At 43.7% G+C, this 24,719-nt stretch carries 32 protein-coding genes and 1 pseudogene; 4 read left to right on the top strand and 29 right to left on the bottom strand.

Annotated features, from left to right (window positions below; translation table 11 throughout):
• Positions 1-18: 18 nt before the first annotated feature.
• From ACQG1Y_RS25845 to ACQG1Y_RS25725, 25 genes and pseudogenes are all read right to left on the bottom strand, one after another.
• The gene (locus tag ACQG1Y_RS25845) at positions 19-411 is read right to left on the bottom strand and encodes a cag pathogenicity island Cag12 family protein (RefSeq protein ID WP_000738524.1); all 393 of its coding nucleotides are present in this window, start codon (positions 409-411) and stop codon (positions 19-21) included.
• On the bottom strand, positions 408-2,243 hold the full coding sequence (locus ACQG1Y_RS25840) for a type IV secretory system conjugative DNA transfer family protein (RefSeq protein WP_000053822.1): 1,836 nt from the start codon (positions 2,241-2,243) through the stop codon (positions 408-410). The genes ACQG1Y_RS25845 and ACQG1Y_RS25840 overlap by 4 nt, the downstream gene beginning before the upstream one ends.
• Positions 2,244-2,245: 2 nt before the next feature.
• Positions 2,246-3,280: a P-type DNA transfer ATPase VirB11 gene (gene virB11 / locus ACQG1Y_RS25835; protein WP_000650512.1), complete on the bottom strand. Its 1,035-nt coding sequence runs from the start codon at positions 3,278-3,280 to the stop codon at positions 2,246-2,248.
• The gene (locus ACQG1Y_RS25830; protein WP_000629109.1) at positions 3,277-3,474 is read right to left on the bottom strand and encodes a DNA-binding protein; all 198 of its coding nucleotides are present in this window, start codon (positions 3,472-3,474) and stop codon (positions 3,277-3,279) included. The genes virB11 and ACQG1Y_RS25830 overlap by 4 nt, the downstream gene beginning before the upstream one ends.
• A gap of 1 nt (position 3,475) precedes the next feature.
• On the bottom strand, positions 3,476-4,690 hold the full coding sequence (gene virB10 / locus ACQG1Y_RS25825) for a VirB10/TraB/TrbI family type IV secretion system protein (protein ID WP_001295060.1): 1,215 nt from the start codon (positions 4,688-4,690) through the stop codon (positions 3,476-3,478).
• Complete coding sequence (locus ACQG1Y_RS25820) at positions 4,687-5,616, bottom strand: TrbG/VirB9 family P-type conjugative transfer protein (RefSeq protein ID WP_000783386.1); 930 nt, start codon at positions 5,614-5,616, stop codon at positions 4,687-4,689. The genes virB10 and ACQG1Y_RS25820 overlap by 4 nt, the downstream gene beginning before the upstream one ends.
• A gap of 5 nt (positions 5,617-5,621) precedes the next feature.
• Positions 5,622-6,350: a virB8 family protein gene (locus ACQG1Y_RS25815; RefSeq protein ID WP_004199085.1), complete on the bottom strand. Its 729-nt coding sequence runs from the start codon at positions 6,348-6,350 to the stop codon at positions 5,622-5,624.
• Between the two features lie 194 nt (positions 6,351-6,544).
• Positions 6,545-7,600 (bottom strand): type IV secretion system protein, encoded by a 1,056-nt coding sequence (locus ACQG1Y_RS25810; RefSeq protein ID WP_000235886.1) that lies wholly within the window; start codon positions 7,598-7,600, stop codon positions 6,545-6,547.
• An 11-nt stretch (positions 7,601-7,611) separates the two neighbouring features.
• Positions 7,612-7,869: an EexN family lipoprotein gene (locus tag ACQG1Y_RS25805; protein WP_000759841.1), complete on the bottom strand. Its 258-nt coding sequence runs from the start codon at positions 7,867-7,869 to the stop codon at positions 7,612-7,614.
• A gap of 9 nt (positions 7,870-7,878) precedes the next feature.
• The gene (locus tag ACQG1Y_RS25800; RefSeq protein ID WP_000716326.1) at positions 7,879-8,649 is read right to left on the bottom strand and encodes a type IV secretion system protein; all 771 of its coding nucleotides are present in this window, start codon (positions 8,647-8,649) and stop codon (positions 7,879-7,881) included.
• 9 nt (positions 8,650-8,658) lie between these two features.
• Positions 8,659-11,412 carry a VirB3 family type IV secretion system protein gene (locus tag ACQG1Y_RS25795; protein WP_015060057.1) on the bottom strand — a complete coding sequence of 918 codons (2,754 nt, stop codon included), beginning with the start codon at positions 11,410-11,412 and terminating at the stop codon, positions 8,659-8,661.
• Positions 11,413-11,436: 24 nt separating this feature from the next.
• The gene (locus tag ACQG1Y_RS25790) at positions 11,437-11,727 is read right to left on the bottom strand and encodes a TrbC/VirB2 family protein (RefSeq protein WP_000916156.1); all 291 of its coding nucleotides are present in this window, start codon (positions 11,725-11,727) and stop codon (positions 11,437-11,439) included.
• A complete protein-coding gene (locus ACQG1Y_RS25785; protein WP_426737452.1) occupies positions 11,711-12,355 on the bottom strand; it encodes a lytic transglycosylase domain-containing protein in 645 nt (214 codons plus the stop codon). Before ACQG1Y_RS25785 ends, ACQG1Y_RS25790 begins: the two co-directional genes overlap by 17 nt.
• Positions 12,356-12,587: 232 nt before the next feature.
• Complete coding sequence (locus tag ACQG1Y_RS25780) at positions 12,588-13,097, bottom strand: transcription termination/antitermination NusG family protein (protein ID WP_000455437.1); 510 nt, start codon at positions 13,095-13,097, stop codon at positions 12,588-12,590.
• A gap of 352 nt (positions 13,098-13,449) precedes the next feature.
• Positions 13,450-14,610, bottom strand: coding sequence for a MobP1 family relaxase (gene mobP1, locus ACQG1Y_RS25775; protein WP_004199101.1), 1,161 nt, complete (start codon positions 14,608-14,610; stop codon positions 13,450-13,452).
• Between the two features lie 2 nt (positions 14,611-14,612).
• Positions 14,613-15,158, bottom strand: coding sequence for a DNA distortion polypeptide 1 (ddp1, locus tag ACQG1Y_RS25770; RefSeq protein ID WP_001348698.1), 546 nt, complete (start codon positions 15,156-15,158; stop codon positions 14,613-14,615).
• A 340-nt stretch (positions 15,159-15,498) separates the two neighbouring features.
• Positions 15,499-15,756 carry a hypothetical protein gene (locus ACQG1Y_RS25765; protein ID WP_004199355.1) on the bottom strand — a complete coding sequence of 86 codons (258 nt, stop codon included), beginning with the start codon at positions 15,754-15,756 and terminating at the stop codon, positions 15,499-15,501.
• Positions 15,753-15,917 (bottom strand): hypothetical protein, encoded by a 165-nt coding sequence (locus ACQG1Y_RS25760; protein WP_000004083.1) that lies wholly within the window; start codon positions 15,915-15,917, stop codon positions 15,753-15,755. Before ACQG1Y_RS25760 ends, ACQG1Y_RS25765 begins: the two co-directional genes overlap by 4 nt.
• Positions 15,918-15,991: 74 nt before the next feature.
• The gene (locus ACQG1Y_RS25755; RefSeq protein WP_001099725.1) at positions 15,992-16,330 is read right to left on the bottom strand and encodes a hypothetical protein; all 339 of its coding nucleotides are present in this window, start codon (positions 16,328-16,330) and stop codon (positions 15,992-15,994) included.
• Positions 16,331-16,423: 93 nt separating this feature from the next.
• Positions 16,424-16,666: a hypothetical protein gene (locus tag ACQG1Y_RS25750; protein WP_000008707.1), complete on the bottom strand. Its 243-nt coding sequence runs from the start codon at positions 16,664-16,666 to the stop codon at positions 16,424-16,426.
• Positions 16,656-16,925, bottom strand: coding sequence for a hypothetical protein (locus tag ACQG1Y_RS25745; RefSeq protein WP_001006717.1), 270 nt, complete (start codon positions 16,923-16,925; stop codon positions 16,656-16,658). Before ACQG1Y_RS25745 ends, ACQG1Y_RS25750 begins: the two co-directional genes overlap by 11 nt.
• A gap of 8 nt (positions 16,926-16,933) precedes the next feature.
• Positions 16,934-17,485: a hypothetical protein gene (locus ACQG1Y_RS25740; protein WP_000662998.1), complete on the bottom strand. Its 552-nt coding sequence runs from the start codon at positions 17,483-17,485 to the stop codon at positions 16,934-16,936.
• Positions 17,486-17,544: 59 nt separating this feature from the next.
• Positions 17,545-17,781, bottom strand: coding sequence for a hypothetical protein (locus ACQG1Y_RS25735; protein WP_000792381.1), 237 nt, complete (start codon positions 17,779-17,781; stop codon positions 17,545-17,547).
• 58 nt (positions 17,782-17,839) lie between these two features.
• A complete protein-coding gene (locus ACQG1Y_RS25730) occupies positions 17,840-18,355 on the bottom strand; it encodes a DnaJ domain-containing protein (protein ID WP_001025390.1) in 516 nt (171 codons plus the stop codon).
• A 589-nt stretch (positions 18,356-18,944) separates the two neighbouring features.
• Positions 18,945-19,097: pseudogene (locus ACQG1Y_RS25725) on the bottom strand (DNA-binding protein); the annotation flags it as partial.
• Positions 19,098-19,707: 610 nt separating this feature from the next.
• Between ACQG1Y_RS25725 and ACQG1Y_RS25720 the strand changes: the two are divergent.
• The 3 genes from ACQG1Y_RS25720 (at position 19,708) to ddp1 (ACQG1Y_RS25710) (ending at position 21,714) form a co-directional block, all read left to right on the top strand.
• On the top strand, positions 19,708-20,721 hold the full coding sequence (locus ACQG1Y_RS25720) for a replication initiation protein (protein ID WP_001348704.1): 1,014 nt from the start codon (positions 19,708-19,710) through the stop codon (positions 20,719-20,721).
• A gap of 8 nt (positions 20,722-20,729) precedes the next feature.
• Positions 20,730-21,173, top strand: a complete 444-nt coding sequence (locus ACQG1Y_RS25715; RefSeq protein ID WP_001074369.1) for a hypothetical protein — start codon at positions 20,730-20,732, stop codon at positions 21,171-21,173.
• A gap of 187 nt (positions 21,174-21,360) precedes the next feature.
• Complete coding sequence (gene ddp1, locus ACQG1Y_RS25710) at positions 21,361-21,714, top strand: DNA distortion polypeptide 3 (RefSeq protein WP_000877224.1); 354 nt, start codon at positions 21,361-21,363, stop codon at positions 21,712-21,714.
• Between the two features lie 20 nt (positions 21,715-21,734).
• Here the strand turns inward: ddp1 (ACQG1Y_RS25710) and ACQG1Y_RS25705 are convergent, their stop codons facing one another.
• The 4 genes from ACQG1Y_RS25705 to ACQG1Y_RS25690 all read right to left on the bottom strand — a co-directional run bounded on the left by ACQG1Y_RS25705 (position 21,735) and on the right by ACQG1Y_RS25690 (position 23,618).
• Positions 21,735-22,019, bottom strand: a complete 285-nt coding sequence (locus tag ACQG1Y_RS25705) for a hypothetical protein (protein ID WP_001043731.1) — start codon at positions 22,017-22,019, stop codon at positions 21,735-21,737.
• A gap of 35 nt (positions 22,020-22,054) precedes the next feature.
• Entirely contained in the window at positions 22,055-22,366 is a 312-nt protein-coding gene (locus tag ACQG1Y_RS25700) for a hypothetical protein (RefSeq protein ID WP_000469598.1), read from the bottom strand.
• Between the two features lie 205 nt (positions 22,367-22,571).
• Positions 22,572-22,856 (bottom strand): CopG family transcriptional regulator, encoded by a 285-nt coding sequence (locus ACQG1Y_RS25695; protein ID WP_426737449.1) that lies wholly within the window; start codon positions 22,854-22,856, stop codon positions 22,572-22,574.
• Between the two features lie 99 nt (positions 22,857-22,955).
• Positions 22,956-23,618 carry a division plane positioning ATPase MipZ gene (locus ACQG1Y_RS25690; RefSeq protein WP_000516402.1) on the bottom strand — a complete coding sequence of 221 codons (663 nt, stop codon included), beginning with the start codon at positions 23,616-23,618 and terminating at the stop codon, positions 22,956-22,958.
• A 380-nt stretch (positions 23,619-23,998) separates the two neighbouring features.
• Here ACQG1Y_RS25690 and ACQG1Y_RS25685 point away from each other — a divergent pair, with 380 nt between their 5' ends.
• Positions 23,999-24,661: a recombinase family protein gene (locus ACQG1Y_RS25685; RefSeq protein WP_001549893.1), complete on the top strand. Its 663-nt coding sequence runs from the start codon at positions 23,999-24,001 to the stop codon at positions 24,659-24,661.
• The last annotated feature ends 58 nt before the right edge of the window (positions 24,662-24,719 follow it).

Raw genomic sequence — 24,719 nt, 5'->3', positions numbered from 1 at the left:
AATTTTATTAATCCGGCGTTATCGTGATAAATAAACACTGGTAGTCCGGCAAGAAAAACAGTTCATTTTATAACGATACTGTATGACACCGTTTGCACCGTTCGCCCTCAACCAGTTTTTAGCTGTGAAAAAGTCTGTTCCGTTACTGGTTTCAACAATCACTGAATCAGAATGTGCAACAGAATAAAAAACAGCATCATCGTAAAGGCGGTTTTCAGGCCTGAAATTATGGATAACCTTAACCCACGATGAATTAACCTTGTCTGATTTAATAACTGAGTATGTCGGTTGCCAGTCCATTAATTGTGTATTCACCGTTTCAGGATTCTGTTCCCAGTCAACCTGTGGTGGTTCAGGCGGAGAGGAACAGGCAGAGAGAAAAAGGACACTGACCATTAACATTTTTTTCATAGTAAAACCTCTGACTCCAGCTCACCGACGGAGAGCATTTTTTCTTTAGAAGGATATTTAAGCCCTTTAACACCCAATACTTTTTTAGTCTTATTCAGAGAGGCGGTTAACTCGGTAAGTTTGGGGCTTACCATCATCAGCCTGTCCATAAAATACGGGTCGAGGAAGTAGAGGGCTTTCTCAGCTTTAACCGGGTTTTCACCTTTAAGAATGATAAATTCTTCTTTAAAATCCAGCGTTCCCAGCTCCTGCGGGAGCACAAGGGCGCGCTGCGCCTCACTTTCTGAACTGCTTTTCGACGTTGAGCGTCCGCTTGTCTTGCTTGAACCTGTCGATTTGGTGGTGATATAGCCCAGCTTTTCCGAAATCTTTTTAGCGTCATCTTCTTCACTGACAGCGTAGATAATCCGGCAGGGATGCGCACTCATCAGCGTTTTGGCACCTTCAACACCATAGATTTCATTAAGCTGACTGATATTCTGGTAAATCGTCAGAAGTTTGAGTTTAAACCCGGCAATATAACCCGAACCTTTTTTAATGATTGGCATGTAACCAATAGACGGAAACTCATCCAGGAACATCAGACAGTCATGTTTCAGTGTCGGGTCAAAGTCAGGGTTTTCTCGTAACGTGACTTCCACAACGAAGTTAAAGAACAGGTTGAGGAAGTCATAGGCCAGGGACATATCTTCAGCATTAACGCCAACATAAACAGTGATATCTTCCCGGCGCAACTGGCGAAGGTCGAAATCATTGCCGTCTGTACATTTGCGAACAGTCGGAAGATAAAACAGACTCATTTTCTTACGAAACGAACCATCAATACTCGAACGTTGTTCGTCTTCGGTTTCGTGATACTCCCTGATTTTGGTCAGGGCATCGCGCAGATGATACAGCGCGTTTTCATCAAGTCCTTTTGTTCCCTCCAGGTCTTCTCGCTTACTGAGTATCAGCTCCCGGTCGATGTTGCTGTACAAATCGACTACAGAACCAATTGAGAAAACAGGTTTAAGCCCGAACTCACCAAGCCAGGAGGGGTCGTAGTTAATAAAGAAATGAAGCAATTTTGCCAGCCCCGTCCAGTACTGCCCCGCGAGGTTATTAAAGTGTGCTTCCGCTCCGGTCAGACCGTAAGACGGGAACAGGATCTCAATCAGCTTCAGCAGGTCTTTAGCCCCGCTCTCTTCTTTTAAATCAATATAGAAAAGCGGGTTAAACTGATGCGTTTTACTGTTGAAAGGGTCAAGAAGATAGACCTTATTACCCAGCAGTTTTTCACGTACCTTACTGGTGATTTTCCACAGTTCCTGTTTTGGATCTAATGCAATCAGGGAATGTTTCCTGACCAGCAGGTTTGGAATACCTATTGCAGCCCCTTTACCTGCGCGGGTTCCTGCGCCAAGTGATACAAAATCTGGTGCGGTATACCACAGGTATTTACCTTTATATGCACCTACAAGAATATCAGTATCGTTTTCTTTCTCCCATTTCAGAAGTTTCGATTTTCTTAAATCATTATCACTGGCAAACTTCGCGTCACCATAAAGAGCAACATCCGTTTTATTCAGTTGCCAGATAATAAAAACAGGCACAATGAGAGACGAAACCATACCTGATAAAAGAGAGGGGATTGCGGTTAACCTGATATCTGTCCGTATATTACTCTCTGTTATTATCCGCCACAGCAGCATGGAATCAAAATTCTTCCATATATAAAGCGGCGTTTTTCCGTTCAGGAAGTAAACAGCAACTGAGCCAGTATAATACGTCACAAGACACATAACCAGACCGATAAAAGCCCACTGGCCTTTATCGGGTAGTTTCAGAGACATAATCACTCCTTCAGCTTTTCAAAGTATTCCTGAAAATGAATATCACGATAGTAAATACCCGATGCAAATCGGTTATCTTCCTCATCGATGTACTTAATACTCATAATCACATCGACGTTGCTTAACACCCTCCGCAATATAATGTTATAAGGCAAATTCTGACATTCAGGGTTCATATAGCACCGTTGAACCAGTCCAAGCACAGCATCTTCAGGGGTGCTCTCATGGACGGTTGTAAGGTTCCCTGCATGGCCGGAACTTGAGCCTTTGAGAAAATCCCAGGCTTCCGCGCCGCGAACCTCAGTCATGAGGATTCTGTCCGGGTTCATACGAAAACCAGAACGTAAAAGAGAAGCGGAACTGACAGTGCTACTTTCCCCTTCTGACGGGTAATACAATTTCACATGATTTTTGTGGAACCTGAACTTTGCTTCATCTGTATCTTCAATTGAAATACATCGTAAATGATGGGGTATGTACTGAAGACAGGCATTTGCAAAGGTGGTTTTACCCGCCCCCGTTCCGGCACAAAATACCATCGTTTTACCCTTAACCAGGCATTCAGGGACAAATTGTTCAAAACAATTATCTTTAAACATTGAAGATAATTCATCTTCTTTATCCCTGAATTTCCCCCCTTGATTTAGCCTTGAGTAAAACCCTTGTTTAACAAAGGTATCATGGTCGATAAACACACTGGACGGCTTACGGATTGTAATAGACACCGTTTCCCGTTCCGTTGCCGGGGGAATAACTATTTGTACACGCTCCCCTCCGGGGAGCGTAACAGAACGTAAGGGATATTCTGGCGTAACCGACCCACCATCATGATAATCAGAAATTGCCCCTGCAAATGACATACAATCTTTAAAATCCATTTTTAATTCATGCTGCTGCCATTTCCCACTCACTTTAACAAACAGTTCATCAGGCCGATTTACCGCGATTTCAGTTAAACCATCGACTTCATTAAGCCAGTGGTGGAAGTATTCATCTATTATTTCATAAACAATATGTCTGTTCTCTGCATCCTTCATAATTCACCTTTTCCTTTAAGATCTTCAATAAAACGCATGACTTCTTCGTAATTAAATCGATGCGTTTTGATTTGTTTCAGTGGTTTGGGGAAAGGAACGCCATTTATTGGTATGCCCTTACGAATATGATGGTATATTTCGCTTTCCCTTATTCCTAACAGCATTGAAAACTCTTTGATATCCAGCGTTATCAAATTACCTCCGGGTACCCACCATTTTTAATTTGTAGATGCTGGAGAAATCCAAATCCTGACCAACGATCAGAGTAATGATTTCCCCCTGGTTTTTATAAAGCGTTGGAGGGATATTTACGCTGTTTGCAAACGCTTCGCGTGCTATATCAGCAAAAGCCTGGCGACTGTTAGCTGTATAGTCGGTCTGATTGTCTTTATTACTTTTAGCCGCTCCACTTGCGGCCTGTGCCACATCGGGGATCATGCCAACCATCATCGCGCCCATAAAGCGATCTGCAAAATGTGTGTCAATCCAGCCTGAAGCCCCGGCCTCACCCAGCGCTCCCGCCGCCTGTGTATCAATCAGCGGAATATCAATGAAAGGTTCCTTACGTGTTCTAAGCTTCGTAGCAGCGATAAACACGGCTCCCTGACCATGATTGAACGTGCCCGTTTTATACATCAGATATGCGGCTGTTCCCTTTTCAATTAGCTTTACATTCCTGTTTGCACTGTATACGTCCTCATTAATCGTACAGACCAGCTTGCCAGCCAGATCAGAAATAAATCGTCTGTCCAGCGAGCACTTAATCGCGGTATTTTCAGGAATGAAAAGGTTAGGGTCATAAGGAACGCGCGTAATTTTAGAAAGCTGCGCGGGTTGCCCTGCATTAACAGGCTGAACCTCTGCCTGTTTGTCACTGCCGTCCCCCTCGTTCCTGGTATTGCTGGCCGTTGATGAGCTACCACCGGAATTTGAGGAAGCAGAGCTGCTCCCCCCATAGGCCACATCCAGCGCACGACTGAAGTTTTGTTGTACTTTTTCCGGTGGCGTTTCCGCTTTGCCGCTGCTTTCCTTCCGTTCTTCCGTCTTAGCCGGTTCTTCCCTGGTGTTGAATGGATCAACATCATCGCTGAGTCCTGTCGCGCGTTTTACTGAACCAGTAGATACCGCATTACTGGCAGGCTTATCATCACCGCTGGACATTGCACGAATAATCGACGGGATATAGTAGACAGACACCCCGGCGGCCAGCAGAAGGAAAGCGGCCACAATAATCACCAGCCCCTTACGCGATTTTTTAAGCTTCTCGATACCCAGGCGTTTTACTGATTTACCGTCATCTTCATCTCCCTTATCCGTTTTATCGTTTTGCTCAATTTCTTTCTGATGCCGTTCCCGTAGTGCCTGTTCAATTTCTACAGCGGTCGGGATTTTATTTTCCTGTTCGCTCACTGGATCACCTCTTTCTCAACGTTCGGGGAAACGGTATCTCCTGCCGGAAGACGGACTTTGCCAAAGCCCCGGTTTTCAACCCCAACAACCTGATTTCCCATACGCAAAACAAAGCGCTGGTCTACAGGAACACCAACAACGGTGAAACTACCGCTGTTTTTGACTACCGGGTTAGTCAGCGTTTCCTGTTCGCCGCTCATAACAAAGACGCTGGGGATTTTCTTCAGGGGGCTGAAGCCAAACCAGGTATAGCGGCCATCGTCATACGCATAATCCGGGCTGATTGACTGGCTGCCGTCAGCTACCCGCTTCCAGTAATCCCAGTTCTTGGGCGACTTCGCATTTTCAAGAGAACGGTTGATTGCCTGCTCCTCCTGCCGCTTGTTAAGAGCCTCAATCCGTTTCTTCTCGATTTCGGCTTGCTCCTTCCGGCGTTCCTGCGGGTACTGGTAATTAACAACAAACGCGATCTTATCCGGCTGCCGGAACGTTCGGGCGTTCAGCTCCATGCTGTAATTACGTTTTGTTGTGCGAACAAACAGGTTTGTTCGCCAGCGTTCCAGGTCGTTTTCAGGATCAAGGGCTACACTGACCACCTCTGAAGACTGGTTGCCATTGTCATCGGTACTGTTCTTCTGTACGGTCTGTTTGACGGGCTTCACTTCGAGATACACCAGGTTATCTTCTTTGTTCACTTCCCAGCCCTGGGGAAAGCCGGTTCTGGCACTGATGACCGTTTCATCCTCGTCAAATACCAGTGTGGTTGTATAGCCAACCGCACTGTTTATGACTGTCGTGTTTTGCGGGTTATAACTGACAATCTGATTACGGGGATCAAAACGGCTGGCTGCTGGCGTAACGGCTGCATGGCAGACGTGCGACACCAACAGAAGCGCCACAATTAGCGCTCCTTTATTCATTTTCATAGTTTTCACCCTTTCACTTCTTTATCGCGTACATAGCTCGTTACAACGAATTTAAGCGGGTTATTGTTTCGGTCACCCGATGCCATTTCGACCTGTGGTTCAATACGGTAGGTCAACCGGACGTTCCAGTATTCATAATCATCCTGGCCTGTCGCGACATTTCGAATGGTTAATTTAAACCGGATATATGCTCCCATATCCTTATCATCGCGCCGGGATGACGGACTGATAATCACGGACGGATTATCCTGAACAGATGCGGTTTTTTCCGCTTTATTATAAATAACCTTTGGTGACTGGTTGCCGTTGATTAAAGCGTTGTAATCCGTCGCCACATTCTCAGCGCTGTATAACAGAACATAATCATAATCATGCTGGAGACTGAAATAGTTATACCCTTCACGACGCTTCACATACTGAGTAATGAAGTATTTCGCCAGCGCTTCATTTTCAGAGAGGTTTTCTTTTTTAACAGAAGTCAGTCTTTCAGCAACGCCAGTGACACCATTAATAAGATAAGCTTCGACAACCGTACTCTTTAACGGTAGCGCTCCATTCAGTGCCAGCAGAGACAACACACCTACGGCAATTCCTGCAATACCACCGAATTTATAAATGCGGTTCATTTTCTCCTGCATCAATACATTTTTCTCTTCAAAAGTAGTTGAAGAGTCTGTTACTTCTTTTTTCTTGTTAAAACCGGGAAGTTTTAATCCTGAGAGTTTAAACCCCATTGCGCATTACCTCTGCTGAATTAACAGGTTCGCTTTTTCCGGATACCGGAGGTTGTTTATGTGACGCCTGGCATCCGACAAGGCAAAGCGTCACGATAGCCGTGATAAGTAGTTTCATAATGTGAGAACCTAAATAGAGGAGTGAATATTTACTGCGGAATACTCAGAGTTGACAGATTTAAATAATAAATCGGTTAACCTCCATATTTCTTTTTCGCCGCATCTATCGCAGCCTGGCGAAGCCTCTTAGCGCCAATATTAACGCCCTGCCCGGTCAGATTCCCCAACTTACCGGATACACCAGGAGACTGGTTGAACCCTCCATCCTGACGGCGAACGCCTTTCCATGCGCCAATCCCTGCATTTTTACCCATACCAAGCAGATTACGCCCCATACGGGAAGCGCCGAACACGCCAGCACCAATCCCCATTGCGGCTGCCCCTTGCATCGCGCCTTCAACACCTACCCCTGCGAGCTGGGAAGCATAGGTTTTGGCTTGCCAGATAATCCAGGCCATAAATGCACCTGCAACCCCGGCCTGAGCACCTGTTGATATCAGATTTAATTCATCTGCGTTAGCTATCGAGATTGTCAGAATGCCATTAAGGAACGTCATTCCCGCTTTAATTGCCAGTCCACAAAACAAGAATATGAAGCATGAGCTAAATATTAACTGAAGCCAGCTATTAAACATCTGCCTTAAAAAACCAAATGAAAGACAAATAATAAACAACGGCGCGGTAATAGTAAGTATCTTAATAGTAACTTCGGCGGCGAGATAAACTATTGAAGTTAGCAATAATGCAATTATCCCTCCAGCATATGTTAATAAAGATGCGATTGCCCCATCTGTTTTCACATACTTCGAAGTATCTTTGGACATAAGATATGCAGCTACCTGCTGAACTTTCTCCCAAAGCTCGTCAACCCATTTCCAAGGATCACCTCCTGCAAATGTTTCCTTCAGCCCATCAATGGCCTGAGTTGCACTATCTAACCACCCCCCCATATTTTTGACAAAAACAAGAATTAACCAGAATCGACATAGATTCCATAAAAAATCCTGCACTGCGGTTTTTTGCTTCCCAACTATTGTGGTATAAGCATACCACAATATATAAATGGAAATACCATACTTACCCAACTGAGACGCTATTGAAGAAAAGTTATCTAACTGACCAGTCAAAGACTGGTCAAGAGTTTTAACAATAACGTCATGAGCGGCCTGGAAATACCTAGAAGTTGCCATAGTGGCTCCTTTTAACTTCCATCTTTACCCAATACATTTTTGAATGCATCTTTATAGTCAACATGCTTAGGATGTAATTGCTTATACCTAAACAAACCTTCCTTAGCGTTTTTACAATTTTCGCTATCACTCCCAGACTTTTTGCATTCAGCTACTTTTTTCGTTGCATCGTCTACGTGAGACTGCCACCAGTCTACAGATTTAACCTCTTCACACCCGGTAAGAAAGAATGTAAGCCCCAACGCCGCAACTAATCCATATTTTTTCAAAATGCCCCCTCAGTTCATTTCATAACTCTGCTGCTCAAATGCTGCCTTATAATCAACAACTGGAGTTTCTTTATTAACAGCCCCTAATTGTTTCTCCTGGAAAGCAGCCTGTAACATTTTCTCCTTGTATTCTGCAAGATCGCGCTGCTTATCGCGATACATTTCATACTGAAATTTGAGCTTGTTAAATTTCAGGCTTGCCAGAGATACAGCGTTTGTCGCGTCCTGCGTGGCTTTCGTGTCCTGGGCGTTCTTCACCTGGTCGATAAGGTCGGCCATTTCCTGATTATCTTCACGCAGTTTACTTTCCAGCTTATTGCCGTACTCGATCCCCGCCAGTTGGGACAGGAACGAGGCTTCACAGCCCCGCACCAGGTCGCCCGTATATCCCAGCCCCTTACAGGTGTTTGTCACCTTATAATCGGCCAGTAGTGATCTGGCTTGCTCAGACAGGGTGGCTTCCGGGTTCTTAATGTAATCATCAATGAAGGAGTTCCCCTGGTCGTAAATATTCTCCAGCTCCTTACTGACAGATTGCGCAGACTGCACCAGTCCCTGAACATCACGAATGCCCGTTTTGGTCAGCAGCTCCTGCTTATAGGCATTAATCTGTTTCTGGTAGTGGTTCACGGTGTCCTGCCACTGTTTGAGGCGTTCTGTCCAGCGCTGCGCTTCGACAGCCCATTCAGGGTTTGCATCAATGGCAACGGGAACACCAGCCTGAGCACCAGAAATAACCGTAACAGAGGCGATAAGTGCCGCAACGATATGCTTTTTCATAGGGATTCCTTAAATCAGGTTTGCACGTTCCAGATAGGTATCAAGCCACTCTTCCGGCTTCATACCCTCTTTCCAGATTTCATCGAACAGTTCAAGCTGGGGTTTCGATGCGCTGAGAACCGGTAGGTAATACGCCGCTTTTCCCAAATCCAGTCTTGCGAAAGCCGCAAAATCATCACTTTCCCCCTTCCTCTGTGGGTTTTTGACGACCAGGAACTGACGAGATAACGGGTCAATGGCTTTAATTTTGTCAAAATAAAGTTCTCTCACTTCCAACTCGTCTACGTACTCACTACGTTTCGCTTTGGGGTTCGCCAGATAAATATGTGTTGCGCACTGCTCACGAACGGCAGCCGCGATAGGTGATTTAATTAGTTCATCCGGCGATTGTGTCGCTACGACAAGCACCATATCCAGCTTACGCGCGGTTTTGAGTTTGTTATAAACAAAATCTCTGAACGCTTCGTTGTTAATCCATTGCCAGAACTCATCCATGTAGATAAGGAGTCGGCGGCCATCAGCCAGCATGGTGACACGGTAGATGAGATAGAATGAAGCGGCGCTGGAAAGTACTTTGTTATCCAGAAACTCCGTTCCGTCTATACCGAAAACGTCCAGGTTGTCCACATCAAACGTATCGTCCGGGTTATCAAACACCCAGCCAAATTCCCCTCCCTGCACCCAGGCATTCAGGCGTGCTTTAAGCCCATGCCGCCGGGTTTCAGTATCATCAGGCTCCAGAATGAGTGGTCGCAACTTACTGATCGGATAAGAGCGGTTTGACCTCTGCATCAGGCGCTCAACGGCATCAGAAATCAGGCGGTTCTGGTAATCATCAAGCGGCTCACTGTTAAGCGTACAAAGTAGCCTCACCAGGTCTTTCATAAAGGAAATATTTCGTTTGGTTGGTGGCAAAGCCGCAGGGTTCCAGCCAGTCGGCTCTCCTTCTTTCACCCGAAAGTAAGCACCTCCCATTGAACGTATACCGGGTTCCGCTGCCCGATCTTTGTCGAAAAATACTGTAGTTAACTTCTTTAATTTCCTCTCAGGTGGAAAAGACTCCGGCGTTCCGAACTGCTGGGCGGCGAAAGCCTTAGTCATCATCACTACCGTTTTACCCACGTTTGACGTACCAAGAATTTCGGTATGCCCCAGCGTGGGGTTTTTACCGAAGTAATTTTGATGCTCGGTAGTCATGTGATAGTTCAGGTTATAAATATCATTTCCTGAGCCGCCCAGGGTGATAAGGTTGTTACCCCAGGTATTTCCTTTCTCCTTGCCCGTAAAGAAATTATGGAAGCTTTCCATTTCGGCAAAGTTCAGACTGCTGATAGAACTCAGGCGTGGCCGTAACGTGTAGTTACCAGGTAACTGAGCAAAATACGCTGCGCCAAGACTCAAGGTTGAATAGGTTACGATCAGCCCTAAATCCTCCAGGGTCGTCGTTACAATATTGGTGTCCTTCACCAGACGCTCCGGCGAATCTGCGTAAACAATCAGTGTCTGGTGACTTTTCCCGAAAGAAATATAGCCGCTGGAGACCATATCGAGACCAACTTTCAAATCAGCGAGCAAGGATTTAGCGGCATCATCGGTCATTTCGAGTTTGTCGATCTGATCATCCAGCGCCTTGATTGCAGACTGCTTGTCTATCGGAGTTAAAGAGGAAGTCTGTACATACTCAACCGGGAGATACATCAGTGCATCAAAAATTCCGGCATCCGTTTCCTGAAAGTAGTCCTTGATCTCGATGCAACGAAAGTACCGGGCATGGTCAGAGGCAGTGATTTGTCCAGCATCGTTACCAAAGAACAGGTCTTTACCACCCAGGTATGTATAAAACGGACTATTGGTGACTCTGACTTTCTGCCAGCGCCCGGATAGCAGTTTCTGGAACAGCGTAAGCTGTTCTGAATAAACTATATTATTTTCTTCATATAACCCAAGACGACGGGAATGAAACCGGGAGAGATAGGTGCTCAATCTGCCACATATTTCATTCATATCATTAATGGGTTCTTCGAAGATATTTTTATTACCCTTTTTCCTTGAAAGAAAATGCGTCACTTTATCTTCAGCGCTGAACGGTTTATAGCATACGGTTAAGTATAATTTGTTTTCAAAATACTCAGCCGCCGAAAGCGATTCGTAATAATCGTTCATCACTCTGTTGACGAATGGGATCTTGCTGTCAAATACAGGTCGCACTTCTTTTCTAACCCGAATACGATGCGTATAAAAGGTAACGGGTTTCCCATCAAAACTACGTATCAGCGTATTGAGCTGGTCAGTAAGCAAGGCTAGATCCGCTTCATCTACACATTCAAAATAAGCTCCGTCAATCTGCCAGGTCGCCAGTAGATCATGGTTTCTGGTAACAATGAGGTTATCAGTGATGTGTGATGAATACGGGATTAACTCTTCAAGAGAAGACTGGTCTTTAAGCTTCATAAAATTGTCCACTTTCGATATATCGACTGCGTCGTACGAACTCCCCGCATAATGGACGGCATTGAAGCGCTTGTTTGCCAGAGGATTACCTTTGATTTGCATTCGCAGATAAAGCAGGTCAAAAAAGCGTTCATCTATCTTCGTAACTCGCTTGATGGCATACCAGCCAGGGAGGATGAGGGCATACATAGCCTCATGAATCCAGACACCAAGCAAAACGCAGATAACGCACATTCCAAGAAAGGGGTAGAGCGGAACGCCCAGCCCCCTAATCAAAGCGGGGCGTGTCAGCCCTTTAAAAACGGTACTCATTTTTACGCCCCCTTTTATTACATATTACGCTAACCAGTCAGGCAGATATGGCGCAACAATAAAGATGATAATCCCGATAATTAAAGGCGTAATCCACGCTGCATGCTGGCGTGAGAAGATAGCGATATAACCAATTACCAGCGCAATGATGGTGATTGCTGGCTTACGGATATCCGTCAGAAAATCGATAATCTTCTGCAAGAAGCCAGTTGTTTTAGTGGATACATCATCAGCAAAGGCGGGTTCTGCTACACAAAGCATCAATGCAGCCATAAATACAGAAAGAGTTAAATAACGTTTATTGAGTTTTAACATCGTTTGTTTCCTTTTCATCTAAAACAGTGCCACGCATGGCATATTGGGGATATACGGTAACTTCTTTAGGTTTGATATTCTGTGTTACATTCTCCTTTCTGATTGCATCTTTAACTGAAGGAACCACCCAGTTTTTTTTGTTATCAGGCGGATTAAACCCTATGCGCTGTATATAACTGGTGTTATTAAAATCTGATTCAGGTTTAGTTCCTGTTTCTGGATTGCCGGAATAATAGCAACTCAGGCCACGTAAAATATCGCCACCACGTTTATAACAATCCACCAAAATTTGCTCTGAAACCTTGAGATTTTCGCAGGGGTCAAACATTTTCTCAGCGGTTGTATTGAAGTTTGCAAAATTCGTACTCGTTATTTGCATAAGACCGACTGAGTAACGATGATTTCGTGATTCAATTTGATTTACGATCTGGAGTGCAGCCTCCTTAGTTTTGGGAAAGTAGGACACTACGCCTTTGTCACCGGGCTTACGTTCAACCTTCGGTATTATCTCGGCAATAGCATATGGGTTAAAACCAGATTCAACCCTTGCAACTTCATGCGCAGTATCGGGATGAACGCTGGCCGCGCATTGCAAAGCAAGCGCCGCAAAAGCAGTAGTAGATAACATGATTTTCTCCCGGCCAGAACAGCGCGGAAAGTTTAGACTGAATGGTTAGTCATCGAAGTCGTCATCGTCTTCATCGTCTTCGTTTATCAGCTCCTCAATAGCCTGGCTGGAATATTTTTTTATGAGGTACTGGACAACACCAGAGCTTGAAATACGTCGCCCCCTGCGATAGCCAATCTCCAGAGCAATTTTATCCAGTTCCTCACGAGAAGCTGAGGGCAGGTAGAGTGTATTACGTTGGGGCTTGCGTCTCGTTGCGGTTTTTTTTCGGGTAGCAGTCATTTTTCTTCCGTTTCATTTTGTGGGTTAAGCTTCTCTCTGTGATGTAGTGGATGAAAGCCATACTTCTTTGCTGCGGATTATCCATGAGTAGAATTTCAGCAAAATCGTGTGGAATTGATTTCCTTAAAAGATTTGCCTGAGCTGTTGTATGTGATTGTCTGTACAAAAGCTCCGCCATCACATCTTCTGGTACAGGTAAAGGCTCACCGCCAAATGAGATAAAGCGTTGTACGTAAGGGATAGCAGTTATTGTAGTGGAATGAACCTCTTCAAAATCTGCCTGGATAAAAAGATAACCGGGAAAAAGCGGCAAACGTCTTTCTCGATATGAAATTATCTTATCCGGGCGACGATACCTTTCAGTCTCCATAGGACAGAAGTAAGAGAAGTTCAGGCGTTCGAGATGAGCAAAAACTGCTGCAAATCTCGTAGTGGTGAATTGCAAAACATACCATTCCATAGTTTTTCCTTTCAGGCGCTCTCTCGACTCGGATGACCCCGAATCAGAGAAAAAAAACAAAAGGACAAATTTACATCTCATAAAAACTTTATCAGCTACATGTGCTGCGTTCAACCACACAAGCAGATCTTTAGATCGCATTTACGACACATTTCATTTTGTTTGTGCTTGTATTTTATTTATATCTAGATACATATGCTATTTGATAACAAAAAAGCAGATCGATTGATCACCATGCGCTTATTTTATAGTCAAGTTAACTAAATTTTTTACCGCTAGTTACTTTTTACAAAAACTCTGCTAACAAGATAAATAAATCGATCTTAATCAATAAGTTACCGGAGAGTATGAATTATCCTAAACGAATTCCGATTTTCACTTTCTGTTCGCTTTGAATCATCGACTGTTTTATTTGCGAGAAATTTCTCATCTGGAGTTGCTGTTTCTTAATCATCTCCGCGCTGTTCAGCACCAGCTCTTTACTGGATGAAGAGATTCTGTCTATGCCCTTAACCCCCAGGTTCTCTAGCTGCCACTCATTCCTGTGTGCAGTCTTCCAGCCATGCTGTACACCGTTCTTATCAAGTGCAGGGATTTTCACCTCCTTTTGTCCTAACTTCTTCAGCTTAACAAGATCACCTTTCTTAACGTTCTCGCGAGTGGTTAACTCACCAAAATCAGCCCCCCAATATGTTTTCTCCACGCCCTTGTTCAGTGTCTTAAGCTTTATGAAATGCTGCTTTGGTTTGGTTTTATCGTTCTGATAATGGTCGTAGCCAACATCAACAACCTCATAAACGCCCTTCTGTCGTTTTGGCGCTGTTTTGTGCGCATCTTTAATAGACTGGTTAAGTCCATGCTGCTGCTTATGAGTGGCTTTAACGTCATAGCCCTTCATCTTCAGCTCTTCACAAAAACCTGTACGAATTTCCCGTAAATCTTTTTTCCTGATATCAGCTCGTTTACCGTCATTATCACGAATACGAAAAACGACATGCACGTGTGGATGTTCTTTTTTGTCGTTATGATAGCCAAGCACAAAACGATGATTTGGGTACTTCTTGTTCATCGTTTTCCTGACAGACTCAAGCAGATCTTCAGGTTTTACCTTTGCTGATACAGGCGGTGAAAACACAATATTTTGGGTTACTTTTTTATTTTCCTTACCTTTATCATCGAAAACATTTTGAGGGTCATTAGCACGATCTATCATGTGCTCTTTAGCCTCCTGAATCTCATCACCTTTCCATACCTGACCGCTTTCACTCATCACTGGCAGCTCTGACTCCCGGCTCATATAGTCAATACTGTTTCGAACTCCCTGCCGGGTAATCGCACCTCCTGAGATTTTGACAACAACCTCCTTACTGGCACCCTTGCGGTTGATACGTTCCTGAACGTTGCGTTGATAGTTTTTACCACCATTTTTAACTTTATGGGCGAAAGCAGACTTGCGGCCAGCTTCAGAGGACTTACGCTTAACCCTGAATTCCTTGTCAACATAAACGCCCATGATTACACCTCAACCTTGTTAGAAACAGTTCGCCCTTTGCATAACATAATGTAGTTTTCAAACTCACTTTTGAGACTCATTATCTCTGAACTCAACCGCTCAGCGTCCTGATAGAACCCATCTTTATCAAGTACTCTGGCATTATCATTAACGATAATATAATGAAAGTTTCGCCCTATTTTATCTATTGCATTACGGCAACGATTCATCACCAGAAGTTCCTGATCGAAAAAATCAAGTTCATTTTCAAGTGTCGTCTGGATTCGATAACGACATTCTCTGGATAAATTCCAGCCATGACGATGAGCCGCTTTCTCTATTAAAGTTCTTTGTTTCCCTGTCAAATACATTGTGGTTTTGATAAAATCATCATTGTCTTTTGACACATTAACATCTTCATTTTTAACCTTGCTTTTCAGTAAAGCATTGGCAAGCAGCTTCATTCCTTTTGCCACGGTTAAACCCGGTTCATCTGGATAAAGTGTTTTAAGACAATCAAGTAGATCATCATGTTGGCTTTCTTCAATCCTGAATTGAACTTTTTTCATAAAACTCTCCAACAAGAACCGACTGTAGGTCACCGGGCAAACGTTGCGGAATGGCGTCAGAGACGTCATTTTGCGGCGTTTGCCCTATCCTGCATCGCAGTGAACTACCTCCACACATAAATTGTGCTTCAGCGTCCATCGAAATGCAAAAAATGAAAGGCTATCGTGGCTGTGATCTGGTGCGTCTGCGACCGGAGACAACGGATTCGCGGCTAACTTGGGCGGAAATAAATTCGCTACGCGAATGGCCTGGCAGGGGGCGCGAGCGCTGTTTTACGGAATATACAAAAAAAGCACCTCCCGTAAACGGGAGGGCTTCGGCGATTCAGGAACGGGAATTTTATTCTGCCTCTGGTGTGTCGCCTTCCATGCCCTGCCGGGCATCATGGAGCCAGCGGCGGAGGTTACTCATTCTTTCCCGGTTTGCCCGGCTGGGACTTTTTCCCCTGTTACCGCTTAGTATACTCCAGACTCTTAACCCGGCCTCGTTAGTCCAGTGCAATACAATTTCCCCTTTGCTGTTAAATCCCAGCGAAAACCGGACAGCTCCCCGCCTCTGTTCTGCACTGATAAAATCTAAAAACTCCTGTTTTTTCATAGCACCTCCTGTTTTTCTATCAGTGCTTTTGTTTCTTTCTTTTCCAGGGCTTTTCTGAGTAATGCCATGTACTCAGGAAAAGCAGAGAATGGCATCAAGGGAAAAACCGGACGCCCACCCTTTTCAACAGTCTGTATTGCTGATAACATGCGTTCCGACATTTTATATTCCTCGCGAGGGAATTGAGTGTCACGGTATCAGGTTGCCTCCACAACCTGATACCACCCCTAATTGATTAACTCCGCAGTTCTCTTATCGCTTCATTTTTGGCTTCCTCCAGTTCTTTAAGGGTATATGCGAAATTCTTCCAGTTAATTACTTCGTTTATAACCTCAGATTTACTTAAACCACACTCATTAAACCAAAAGTTAATATTTTTCTTGAGGGAATTTTTCGCCGTCAGTTCCTCGGACAACAATTCACTAACAGACGTGATAACATAACCACGACCGCGATTTTTATCTTCGAAAGAATGAACGGCAAGGAAGAGAGTTTCTGAATGGACAAAAGCAGAGCAGGTGATTTTTTCTTTCTTAGTGTTTAAAGCCTGGAAAGTGATAACATACGTGTTCATTTTAGTCTCCCGCCCGTTTGGGCTACTGGATCATGGTAAGGAACTATTCCCGACCTACAAATAAATTATACCATCATATGATGGTAATGCAATTTATTTAGTCACTTTATCCTGATTTTTTTCTCTCTTAACGAGCTGGTAATCTGGATGTTCATCAGCCAGGAGCAAAAGTAATTCATACGTACCAGCGGCTAAACCACGAGACGTTTTACCGGATGTTTCTTTGGCTTGCCAGGCTGATAACGTAAAACCAAACCGTTCAGCGGCTTCCTGCTGCGTAAAGCCAGCTTTAATACGTGCTTGTTTCACCTCTTCAGGTGTTGGCTTAAAACTCATGATTTTGTACCTTCACAATAGTATCTGTATAGAATTTCAATAAAATTGGATCATCAATTTCATCTTTAACGTTCGAGAATTCTTCGTAATAAAATGATTTTTGGAAAACAATCTTTTTAGTTGTTTTTTTATCCGCTTCTTTAGAGCGTACCTTCATCAGTTTTTCAAGTTCAATAAACAAACGTGTTGCATCTTCAGACACAACAATCCTGTATGTTACATTACCTTTGTTTTTCCTGTCGCTCAGGACTTCATTCATTTTTTGCCTCATAGCTGTTTAATAAACCCCGCTACCTTTATGAGCTGATCTACACTCAGGCCACGAATTACCATTTCATATCCGTCGCCCCGTTCTGATACGTTACCATCTAACCCATTCTCAACTTTAAACCCGGTCAATGTCCCATGCCAGCTTTCAAGATGCACTAAACGAGATAGCATTCCTTTCAGGATCAGTTTTTTCTCGCGTTTTTGCTGTAACTGTTGTTCATACTCTCGCGCCATATCTACATTATCTAAAGCATCCGACAGGATTTTCTTTTCAATATCGGCGGCGATTTCTACAGGGTTACGCTCTGGCGATACTGTGCAAGTATGGTAAGGACTTCTCCAGCTGCGACTATCTACGCTTCCAATGATAACTAACCTTCCTTTCTCCATTCGAATATGTATAGAGTAATTTTTAAAATCAGGTGAGGTTAGCTTAATCCTGTACTGGCAATCATCGAGCAGATTTACACGCCAGCCGTTCCCCAGGATTCGACAAACGATTTCAAACACCGGTTTATACCGTTCAAAGAAATTTTTCTGTTCTTTCATCGATTCAGCCTTTTGAACTCAATAAAAAAGCCGTAAATCGAATTACGGCAGTTTTAAGACTATTCATCAAAGTGTCCATCATCACTTGCAGCTTCCTGGGCTTCGCATTCCTGCTGATATGCTTCTTCCTTCGCAAAAAGATGCGCCCATCCTTCTGCGTTTAAGCCACGGTGCAAGACTGAACCATTTTCATTGCATTCTTTGGCTGTAACTTCGATCTCATCCGGGCAAATGTAGGCTCCGTAACTTTCAAAAATGTTTATCAGCTCCGCTTCCGTTATGGTCTTGTTTTTCATCAACGTGTCTCCGAATCAATCTTTGCCATGTTCTAGGGGGCTTTCGCCCCCATTCCGGTTATGCGCTTGCTTCTACACGTGTCCAGCCTGACGCCTTACGTTTACCCGCTGTACCATACATTTCACGAATTTCTTCAATGCTGTGTTCTTTACGGTTCCAGCGGCTTTTGTGTTCTTCAGGACGGTAAAACCATTGTTTTTTCTTAGATGCCCACTTACAGCCCATTTCCTTTAAAATGTCTTTGTGTTCTTTAGTTTCTCCGCTAATCCAGACCCAATTACCAATAACTTCATAGACAATCCCTGTAAGGCCGGAAAGCGTATTCAGAACTTTTTCCAGATCTTCACCGTAGTTGTAACGTGCGTTTTCATCAGTGCTTTGAAACTGATTGATTTTATCAATGTTAGCCATGAGAAAATCAAACGCAGCATTTACTGCTTTCATCAGCTCGGCACCCAATGGATTGCGGTCTGGATGATATTTTAAAGCCGCTTTTTTGTATGCCGCCTTGATGTCCTTTTCAGTCAGATCACCGGATAAACCAAAAACGTTTAATGCTTCCTGAATATTCATTTTTCGCTCCCGCCCGTGTGGGCTTCTGGAATCTGGCAGGGAACCATTCCCAACCAACAAATTCATTATACCATCAAATGATGGTTATGGAATCATTTTTAATGCTTTACATTGTAAAGATTACATAAAGATGTATATTGCTTTACCGCGCATGAAGGGATTTCCGAAAGAGGCGCGAACTGTAGTTACATAATGCGCTGTCGTAACATCGCGCCGGAGACGTTCGCCAGGACTGGCGAACCAACAAGCCCGAATGAGAGCGATAACCCCCCTCACCCCTGCCAGGCCAATTTCTGACTATCAGACGATGTTTAGCCTGTCGCAGTTAGCGCGTGAGCTTGCGAACGGTACGCCGGGTCAGTGTGAAACACTGGCGCGGGGCGCTGTATCTGCGCGTTATGAGATGCGTTAGCAGCGAATTACGGGGCGGGTTGCTGAAACCGATTGATGCCTGACAGCAAAAAATGAATCCGGGCGCCAGCTGCTGCACGAAAATTGCCAGCAAAAAACACTTGGCCATCCTCGCCGGTCGTGAAATTTTGCTGGCGTAAGAAATAATCCCCCCGGTATGAGGGGCTTGTCTGAAAGGTTAGTGGTTGGGCTTACTGAGAGTGAACTGTAACCCGGCTACTGCTGCAAGCTGTGCAAGTGTTGTGATGGTCGGGTTTCCGTTCGGGGATAATGCGCGGTAGATACTCTGACGAGCAAGGCCGGATTTTTTGGCCGCCTCTGTTATACCCCCTGATTAGGGATCAGGTTAAAAACGAGCTGTATGACGTTCTAAGCGCATTTTACCCGCTCCGTTGAACCATGACCGGGTTAAAGCGGTTAAAACGCCTCTGAGGGCTTTTGAGAGCATTTAAGAATTGGATCGGAAAAGGATCCCGTCTGGATCTTTTAGAGAGATTACACCGCTCGCCGCAACCGAACGACAGGGCGAAGCCCGCGAGTGAGCGAGGAAGCGGAATTTCCACGGGGTTTCAATAGAGCACTTACGCGCTAAGGTTAATATTTGCTCAATTTTTGGTGGTGCAGTGCTCAGGGAGGCCAGACGGATCTATCCTCTGGATTTATGCTGAGTTATCCACAGACGCTGTGCATTAAAAGCCTTATATTTTCTTCTTGATCTTAAAAACTTAAAAACTTAGCTCGCTTCAATTACCTGAAAATTATGGAAAAAAATTGCTAAAGGTGAGAGGATTTTTCACGTAAGGTGAGAGGATTTTTCACGTAAGGTGAGAAGATTTTTAAGTTAAGGTAGTTAGATTTTTCACTAAAGATGAGAGGATTTTTCACGTAAGGTGAGAAGATTTTTAACGGTTTCCACAGTTTGACTGAACATCAAGTGAAACATGCGGTTGTTGCTATCTTTAGATATGAAGATCCTCAGATCTTCATATCTAAAGGTGAGAGGTTTTTTAATTAAAGGTTGTATTGTTGTCTTGAATTACAACCTTTGTGGGGTTATGATTTGCCTACATAGGAAAGGTTATATGAGGCTTATCGTGAAGACAGTAACGGGATTAACGAAAGTTAGACATAGAAATGAAGTTGGGGTAACTCTTGCATCCCTTTCCCTTTCAGCAAAAAGAGTGCTTTTTCTGGCTCTTTGCCAGATTGATACAAAGGAAATGTTAGATGATGATATTTTGGAGGTTGATGCTGACTTTTTTTCAAAAGCTACTTCTTTAGATAAATATGCCTCTTATGCAGCTCTGAAAGAGGGAGCTAAAGTTCTTTCTTCAACTACGTTAGTTTTAAACAGAGATGATTTAAAAAATTTGGCTGATGAACTTGGGATACTATCATCTAAGAATAAAATACCTGATCGCTTGGATTTAAACTTAACAGAATTCTGTGCCTATTACGATCATCTTGCAACTGTACGGATAAAATTCACAAATACAGCTAAGCGATATTTTTCTAAGTTGATTGGTTCTGAAAATAGATATACCACTCAGGTATTGAAATCAGTTGTGTTGTTGAACAGTGTAAACTCAACAAACCTTTATCAAGTCATTAGGAAATATTACAGTCAGAATAGTTCAAAAAAATCTTTTGATATATCCGTGGATGATTTAAAAGAGGAAATGGGACTTTATACTATTGAGGAAGGGGAGAAGAAATATAAGTATCCTAAATACTCATTTTTTGTTCGTGATGTTATCAATAAAAGCATTAATGAGATAATTGAGAAAACGGAAATAAATCAGTTATCTTTCTCTGTTGTTGGGAAAAAAGGGAGAATGGCTCACATGCTTAGATTTGAGTTTAGTATAAATGAAAAATCCTCATCCTTTTCGGAAGATGATATGGCATTTTTAGAGGAGTTTGACAAAGTCGTTCCACCAAAAAAGAATAAGTGAGGCAAAACATGGCTAAAATATATGAGTTTCCGCAGGGAGCCGAACGAAGTAAGCTGAAAAAAGAAATCATCCGGGAACGTAAAAAACGATTGCGAGAAACGAACGGTAACCCGGTTATCCGGCACGCTAAATGGTTCTGGTTTTATCTACGTCTTGCTACGGCTGGCGCACTGCATTTAGTCTCTGTTATTTCTCTGGCAGTCCTGGGGGCTTTCAGTAAAGCTATTTTCTGGATTGGTGGAATGCTCTGTGTTGTTACATGGTTCCACCTTGAGCGCCAGTTCTGGACGCCGCAAAATTTCACGATTCCAGTAATCGTAACGCTGTGGGGATTGAGTTTGTTTGCCACTCCCCTGATGGAGCTGCTTAACAAAAAAATGCCGTGGTATCGTCTTCTGGTTCCTGATGCAAAGCACACTAGCACTGAGGCAACCAATGATGATCAGCCGTGAAGCAACAATGTTATCCAGTCGGCTTGCAGTGCTTCTTTCAGCCTTTTATCATCGGTTAATCATAGCGCACGAGGCGAGTTCTTTTCACTGCGATGCAGGATAGGGCAAACGCCGCAAAATGACGTCTCTGACGCCATTCCGCAACGTTTGCCCGGTGACCTACAGTCGGTTCTTGTTGGAGAGAGTTATGAAATATCAGGTTAAAGAGTTTATTAACGAAAAATATTCTAAGGCTGTTAATATTTTAAAGGATAACCTTAAAGAACACTACCATATTTTTTATGGTTTGAGATTAAGTGAGATTCTTTTTCCTGCCAGCGAATACGGCTCTGAAATGTTTTTTCAGGAGTTTGAAGCGATTAACAGTGTAATATTGCCTTTGGTGATTTTTGATTTGATAGACCGAAAGCCGATTATGGTTATCGGCTTCGGTGAAGTATGTGGAGTTGATTCACTTGTTGATTCTGGTATAGAAGTTGTTTCTTTAGACGGTTTAAGCGATCTGCTACTGGTTGAAAAACTGACGCCATTATTTAACTAAACCTCTGGATAACTATCTTTTCAGTTTTCCAGTAAGATTTTTTCTATATCTGAAAGCACTATTTTTTCAATGCTTTCTATATAGTAATGCTCATTAAAACCTGTCATTTCTGTAAATTTTAGCTCTGCATCATCTTTCGAATAAGCAATAACAACTCTGAAATCATTTTCCCACAAATCCCACCTGTATTTGTCTTTTATACGAACCCTGTACAATCCTTTTTGGATAGTGCCATCTTTTTTCTCTTCCTGTACTTTTTTTAATTTTTCATTTTGCACCTGTTGTTCAAGCCATGATTTATTCATAAATCCCCCACGGTTAACGTCTTTAGGCTCGGTTTTTACTTAACGAAATCTTCCGGTTTTACACCTGTTTTTACCTTCATATACTTGCCCTCCCCCCTTAGCTTCGGCTGAAGTTCGGTAAAGTACCATCCGGCAACGGTAATAATGCCTAAAAATACAAAAATAGCAGGCTTCAGAACATCAATAGCTGATACAGCGCATAACTCAATATTGAGATTAGTACAAGTTCCCTCATCAGGTGCATAGAACCCCCATAAGCCTATACCTATAAGGAACATCCCCAATATCGGTTGGATGTATAACAAGTAGATATTAATAAGAGTTTTAATATATCTGAATATGAACATTTTTCTTTCCTTAGGTTTCTTTCTATTTTGGATTTCCAATTCTTAACCAATGTGATGGTTCGACAATCCATTCTCCGCAGTCATAGGCAACGGCCTTATTATGCCTGTTAGCGAACCATACTAACCAGGCTAATAATCGCTGATTGCCGCTGTATTTGGTTTATCTCTAACCATCACAACATATCTCTTTTTCTTAGCCATAACGCTACCCTAATTTTGCAGATTCAAGCAGCCAGTGGTTTTTCAGGTTCTCCTCCAGGTTATCGAATGCGGCCAGCGCTGCCTTTAGAACGGTTGTCTTGCTCTGGCCTGTTCTCTGCGCCTCCGCTTCCAGGATCTCCTCAAAGTACGCTGGCAGTCTGAAGTTCATCAACTTTGGTTTACCCGCTACAGGCGCTCTGGTAGCGCCGGAGATAAAACGCGCGGTTTCTGCGTTTGTTGCTGGTTGCTGAGATTCATCGATGTTCGGGCGGTTTAGTTTTAAAGCCATGAAAATTTCCCCTTGTACGGTATGCATTAATTGTAAATATCATAGTATCTTTATGGTGTATTTACAATGTAAAGATTTCGATGAATATTGTTGATATTTCTATAAAATGCCAATTTCCTGTGCCACAAGTTCAATCTGTGCTTTCGCTGTTGAAAGGCTCGATGCCCGGCTAACGTCATGTACCCCTGCCCCTTCATTACAGGCGCTTTCATACACATCCAGCTCGGATATCCGGGTTTTCAGAGGTTGAATCCAGATGTTGTCCGAACGCAGTAATTTATCCAGATCAATGGCCGCTTTTCTGTGGCGGGGTTTCGCTGAGTTGATTCTGGTGAACAGCACCCACGGTTCCAGAGCTGCGTTAGCTTTCTGAGCGGTGCGGATTTTCTCTGTAACACTGGTCAGTGTTTCGCTTTCGAAATCAGAGGACGGCTTAACCAGTGTCACCACGATATCTGATACTGTCAGGGCGCTACGGAACTCCTGGCTGTCGTGGCCGGGGCAATCGACAATGAGAACTTCACACAGCTTACTAAGGCGCTTAATTTCGTTGCTGACGTTTCCGTAAGCTGCGTGAACCGGGATAGTGAGTAAGCCGTTATCTGTCCGCTTTTCGTTCCAGCTCAACAGATCGTGGTTTTTATCTGTCTTCAGGATAATTACCGACTTACCTTTGTTGACCAGCATTGAGCCTGTGTTAGCCACGTAGGTGCTTTTGCCTACCCCACCTTTATCTGATACGACAAGCAAGATTTTACCCATTTCAGAATCCCTCTCTTTATGTTGTAAAGCTCATGTAAAGATATGAATGTCTTTACATGGTGTGTTTTTCGTAAAGATACTTTTGTCTTTACAGTGTCTTTATAATGCAATGGCTTTACCATGTAAAGCACAAATAAAGATATATTTATCTTTATGGTGTCTTTACATGGTAAATGTTGCTGTGTCTTTATGTGCGCTTTATGGTGTAAATCTTGGTGTGTCTTTACATCATCTTTATGTTGTAAATTTTTAGTGTGACGTTGTCACTATAGGGCTGGGGTCTGTTTGCTGGTTCTTTTTGAGTGTGCCTTCCCTGAACCAACTGAAATGGGTACTGTATGGGTGTGTCTGGTTAACTCAAAATGAACTGGTTCCCTATAATGACTCAAACAGTACCGAAAGGCTTTGTCAGAGCTTACTTACGCGCATCCACGACTGAACAGGATGCAACACGCGCCCTGGACACGATAAATACCTTCGCCATCGAGCGCGGCCTGAGCATCTGTAACTACTACATTGAAAATGAATCAGGTTCTAAGCTTGAACGCCCTGAGTTGTTCCGGCTCCTGAAAGATTGTCAGCAAAACGATATCTTGCTGGTAGAGGATGTGGACAGGCTTTCACGCCTGGTAGGGGAGGACTGGAACACACTGAAGAAAATGATCCGGCAGAAAGATATCCGGGTTGTGGCCGTCAACGTTCCGACAACCTGGCTCGCATCGGGTCACAATGATTTTGACAGCCGAATGTTTTCGGCCATAAACGATATGTTGCTGGATATGCTGGCCGCCGTCGCCAGGCGAGACTATGAACAGCGCCGGGAACGGCAGCAGCAGGGGATCGCCAGGGCGAAAAGGGAAGGGAAGTATAAAGGCCGCCAGGTTAATCAGTCTCGCTATGACGCCATAAACAGGCTGATTGCGAGCGGCAGCTCCTGGAGCCAGATTCAAAAAGTGCTGGGTTGTAGCCGGGCGACTATCAGCAAAGCTGTGAAGCAACAGACCGTTAACAAAATGAACCATGAACCTGAAGGTAGGGAGTAGTTACAACATAATAAACAGTGTGTTGAAGAATAAAACTGATTCTTTATACTGTATATGC

Source organism: Enterobacter cloacae complex sp. 397G4 (assembly GCF_050031515.1).
Lineage (GTDB): Bacteria > Pseudomonadota > Gammaproteobacteria > Enterobacterales > Enterobacteriaceae > Enterobacter > Enterobacter hormaechei_C.
Note: the sequence above shows the minus strand (reverse complement) of the source record. Positions and strands in the feature narration are given on the sequence as shown.

What these genes read in the sequence shown, in the direction of transcription:
- ACQG1Y_RS25845 (WP_000738524.1), bottom strand. Translation starts at nt 411, where the DNA reads ATGAAAAAAATGTTAATGGTCAGTGTCCTTTTTCTCTCTGCCTGTTCC.
- ACQG1Y_RS25840 (WP_000053822.1), bottom strand. Translation starts at nt 2,243, where the DNA reads ATGTCTCTGAAACTACCCGATAAAGGCCAGTGGGCTTTTATCGGTCTG.
- virB11 (WP_000650512.1), bottom strand. Translation starts at nt 3,280, where the DNA reads ATGAAGGATGCAGAGAACAGACATATTGTTTATGAAATAATAGATGAA.
- ACQG1Y_RS25820 (WP_000783386.1), bottom strand. Translation starts at nt 5,616, where the DNA reads ATGAAAATGAATAAAGGAGCGCTAATTGTGGCGCTTCTGTTGGTGTCG.
- ACQG1Y_RS25815 (WP_004199085.1), bottom strand. Translation starts at nt 6,350, where the DNA reads ATGGGGTTTAAACTCTCAGGATTAAAACTTCCCGGTTTTAACAAGAAA.
- ACQG1Y_RS25810 (WP_000235886.1), bottom strand. Translation starts at nt 7,600, where the DNA reads ATGGCAACTTCTAGGTATTTCCAGGCCGCTCATGACGTTATTGTTAAA.
- ACQG1Y_RS25800 (WP_000716326.1), bottom strand. Translation starts at nt 8,649, where the DNA reads ATGAAAAAGCATATCGTTGCGGCACTTATCGCCTCTGTTACGGTTATT.
- ACQG1Y_RS25795 (WP_015060057.1), bottom strand. Translation starts at nt 11,412, where the DNA reads ATGAGTACCGTTTTTAAAGGGCTGACACGCCCCGCTTTGATTAGGGGG.
- ACQG1Y_RS25790 (WP_000916156.1), bottom strand. Translation starts at nt 11,727, where the DNA reads ATGTTAAAACTCAATAAACGTTATTTAACTCTTTCTGTATTTATGGCT.
- ACQG1Y_RS25785 (WP_426737452.1), bottom strand. Translation starts at nt 12,355, where the DNA reads ATGTTATCTACTACTGCTTTTGCGGCGCTTGCTTTGCAATGCGCGGCC.
- ACQG1Y_RS25780 (WP_000455437.1), bottom strand. Translation starts at nt 13,097, where the DNA reads ATGGAATGGTATGTTTTGCAATTCACCACTACGAGATTTGCAGCAGTT.
- mobP1 (WP_004199101.1), bottom strand. Translation starts at nt 14,610, where the DNA reads ATGGGCGTTTATGTTGACAAGGAATTCAGGGTTAAGCGTAAGTCCTCT.
- ddp1 (WP_001348698.1), bottom strand. Translation starts at nt 15,158, where the DNA reads ATGAAAAAAGTTCAATTCAGGATTGAAGAAAGCCAACATGATGATCTA.
- ACQG1Y_RS25765 (WP_004199355.1), bottom strand. Translation starts at nt 15,756, where the DNA reads ATGAAAAAACAGGAGTTTTTAGATTTTATCAGTGCAGAACAGAGGCGG.
- ACQG1Y_RS25760 (WP_000004083.1), bottom strand. Translation starts at nt 15,917, where the DNA reads ATGTCGGAACGCATGTTATCAGCAATACAGACTGTTGAAAAGGGTGGG.
- ACQG1Y_RS25755 (WP_001099725.1), bottom strand. Translation starts at nt 16,330, where the DNA reads ATGAACACGTATGTTATCACTTTCCAGGCTTTAAACACTAAGAAAGAA.
- ACQG1Y_RS25750 (WP_000008707.1), bottom strand. Translation starts at nt 16,666, where the DNA reads ATGAGTTTTAAGCCAACACCTGAAGAGGTGAAACAAGCACGTATTAAA.
- ACQG1Y_RS25745 (WP_001006717.1), bottom strand. Translation starts at nt 16,925, where the DNA reads ATGAATGAAGTCCTGAGCGACAGGAAAAACAAAGGTAATGTAACATAC.
- ACQG1Y_RS25740 (WP_000662998.1), bottom strand. Translation starts at nt 17,485, where the DNA reads ATGAAAGAACAGAAAAATTTCTTTGAACGGTATAAACCGGTGTTTGAA.
- ACQG1Y_RS25735 (WP_000792381.1), bottom strand. Translation starts at nt 17,781, where the DNA reads ATGAAAAACAAGACCATAACGGAAGCGGAGCTGATAAACATTTTTGAA.
- ACQG1Y_RS25730 (WP_001025390.1), bottom strand. Translation starts at nt 18,355, where the DNA reads ATGAATATTCAGGAAGCATTAAACGTTTTTGGTTTATCCGGTGATCTG.
- ACQG1Y_RS25720 (WP_001348704.1), top strand. Translation starts at nt 19,708, where the DNA reads ATGCGGTTGTTGCTATCTTTAGATATGAAGATCCTCAGATCTTCATAT.
- ACQG1Y_RS25715 (WP_001074369.1), top strand. Translation starts at nt 20,730, where the DNA reads ATGGCTAAAATATATGAGTTTCCGCAGGGAGCCGAACGAAGTAAGCTG.
- ddp1 (WP_000877224.1), top strand. Translation starts at nt 21,361, where the DNA reads ATGAAATATCAGGTTAAAGAGTTTATTAACGAAAAATATTCTAAGGCT.
- ACQG1Y_RS25705 (WP_001043731.1), bottom strand. Translation starts at nt 22,019, where the DNA reads ATGAATAAATCATGGCTTGAACAACAGGTGCAAAATGAAAAATTAAAA.
- ACQG1Y_RS25700 (WP_000469598.1), bottom strand. Translation starts at nt 22,366, where the DNA reads ATGTTCATATTCAGATATATTAAAACTCTTATTAATATCTACTTGTTA.
- ACQG1Y_RS25695 (WP_426737449.1), bottom strand. Translation starts at nt 22,856, where the DNA reads ATGGCTTTAAAACTAAACCGCCCGAACATCGATGAATCTCAGCAACCA.
- ACQG1Y_RS25690 (WP_000516402.1), bottom strand. Translation starts at nt 23,618, where the DNA reads ATGGGTAAAATCTTGCTTGTCGTATCAGATAAAGGTGGGGTAGGCAAA.
- ACQG1Y_RS25685 (WP_001549893.1), top strand. Translation starts at nt 23,999, where the DNA reads ATGACTCAAACAGTACCGAAAGGCTTTGTCAGAGCTTACTTACGCGCA.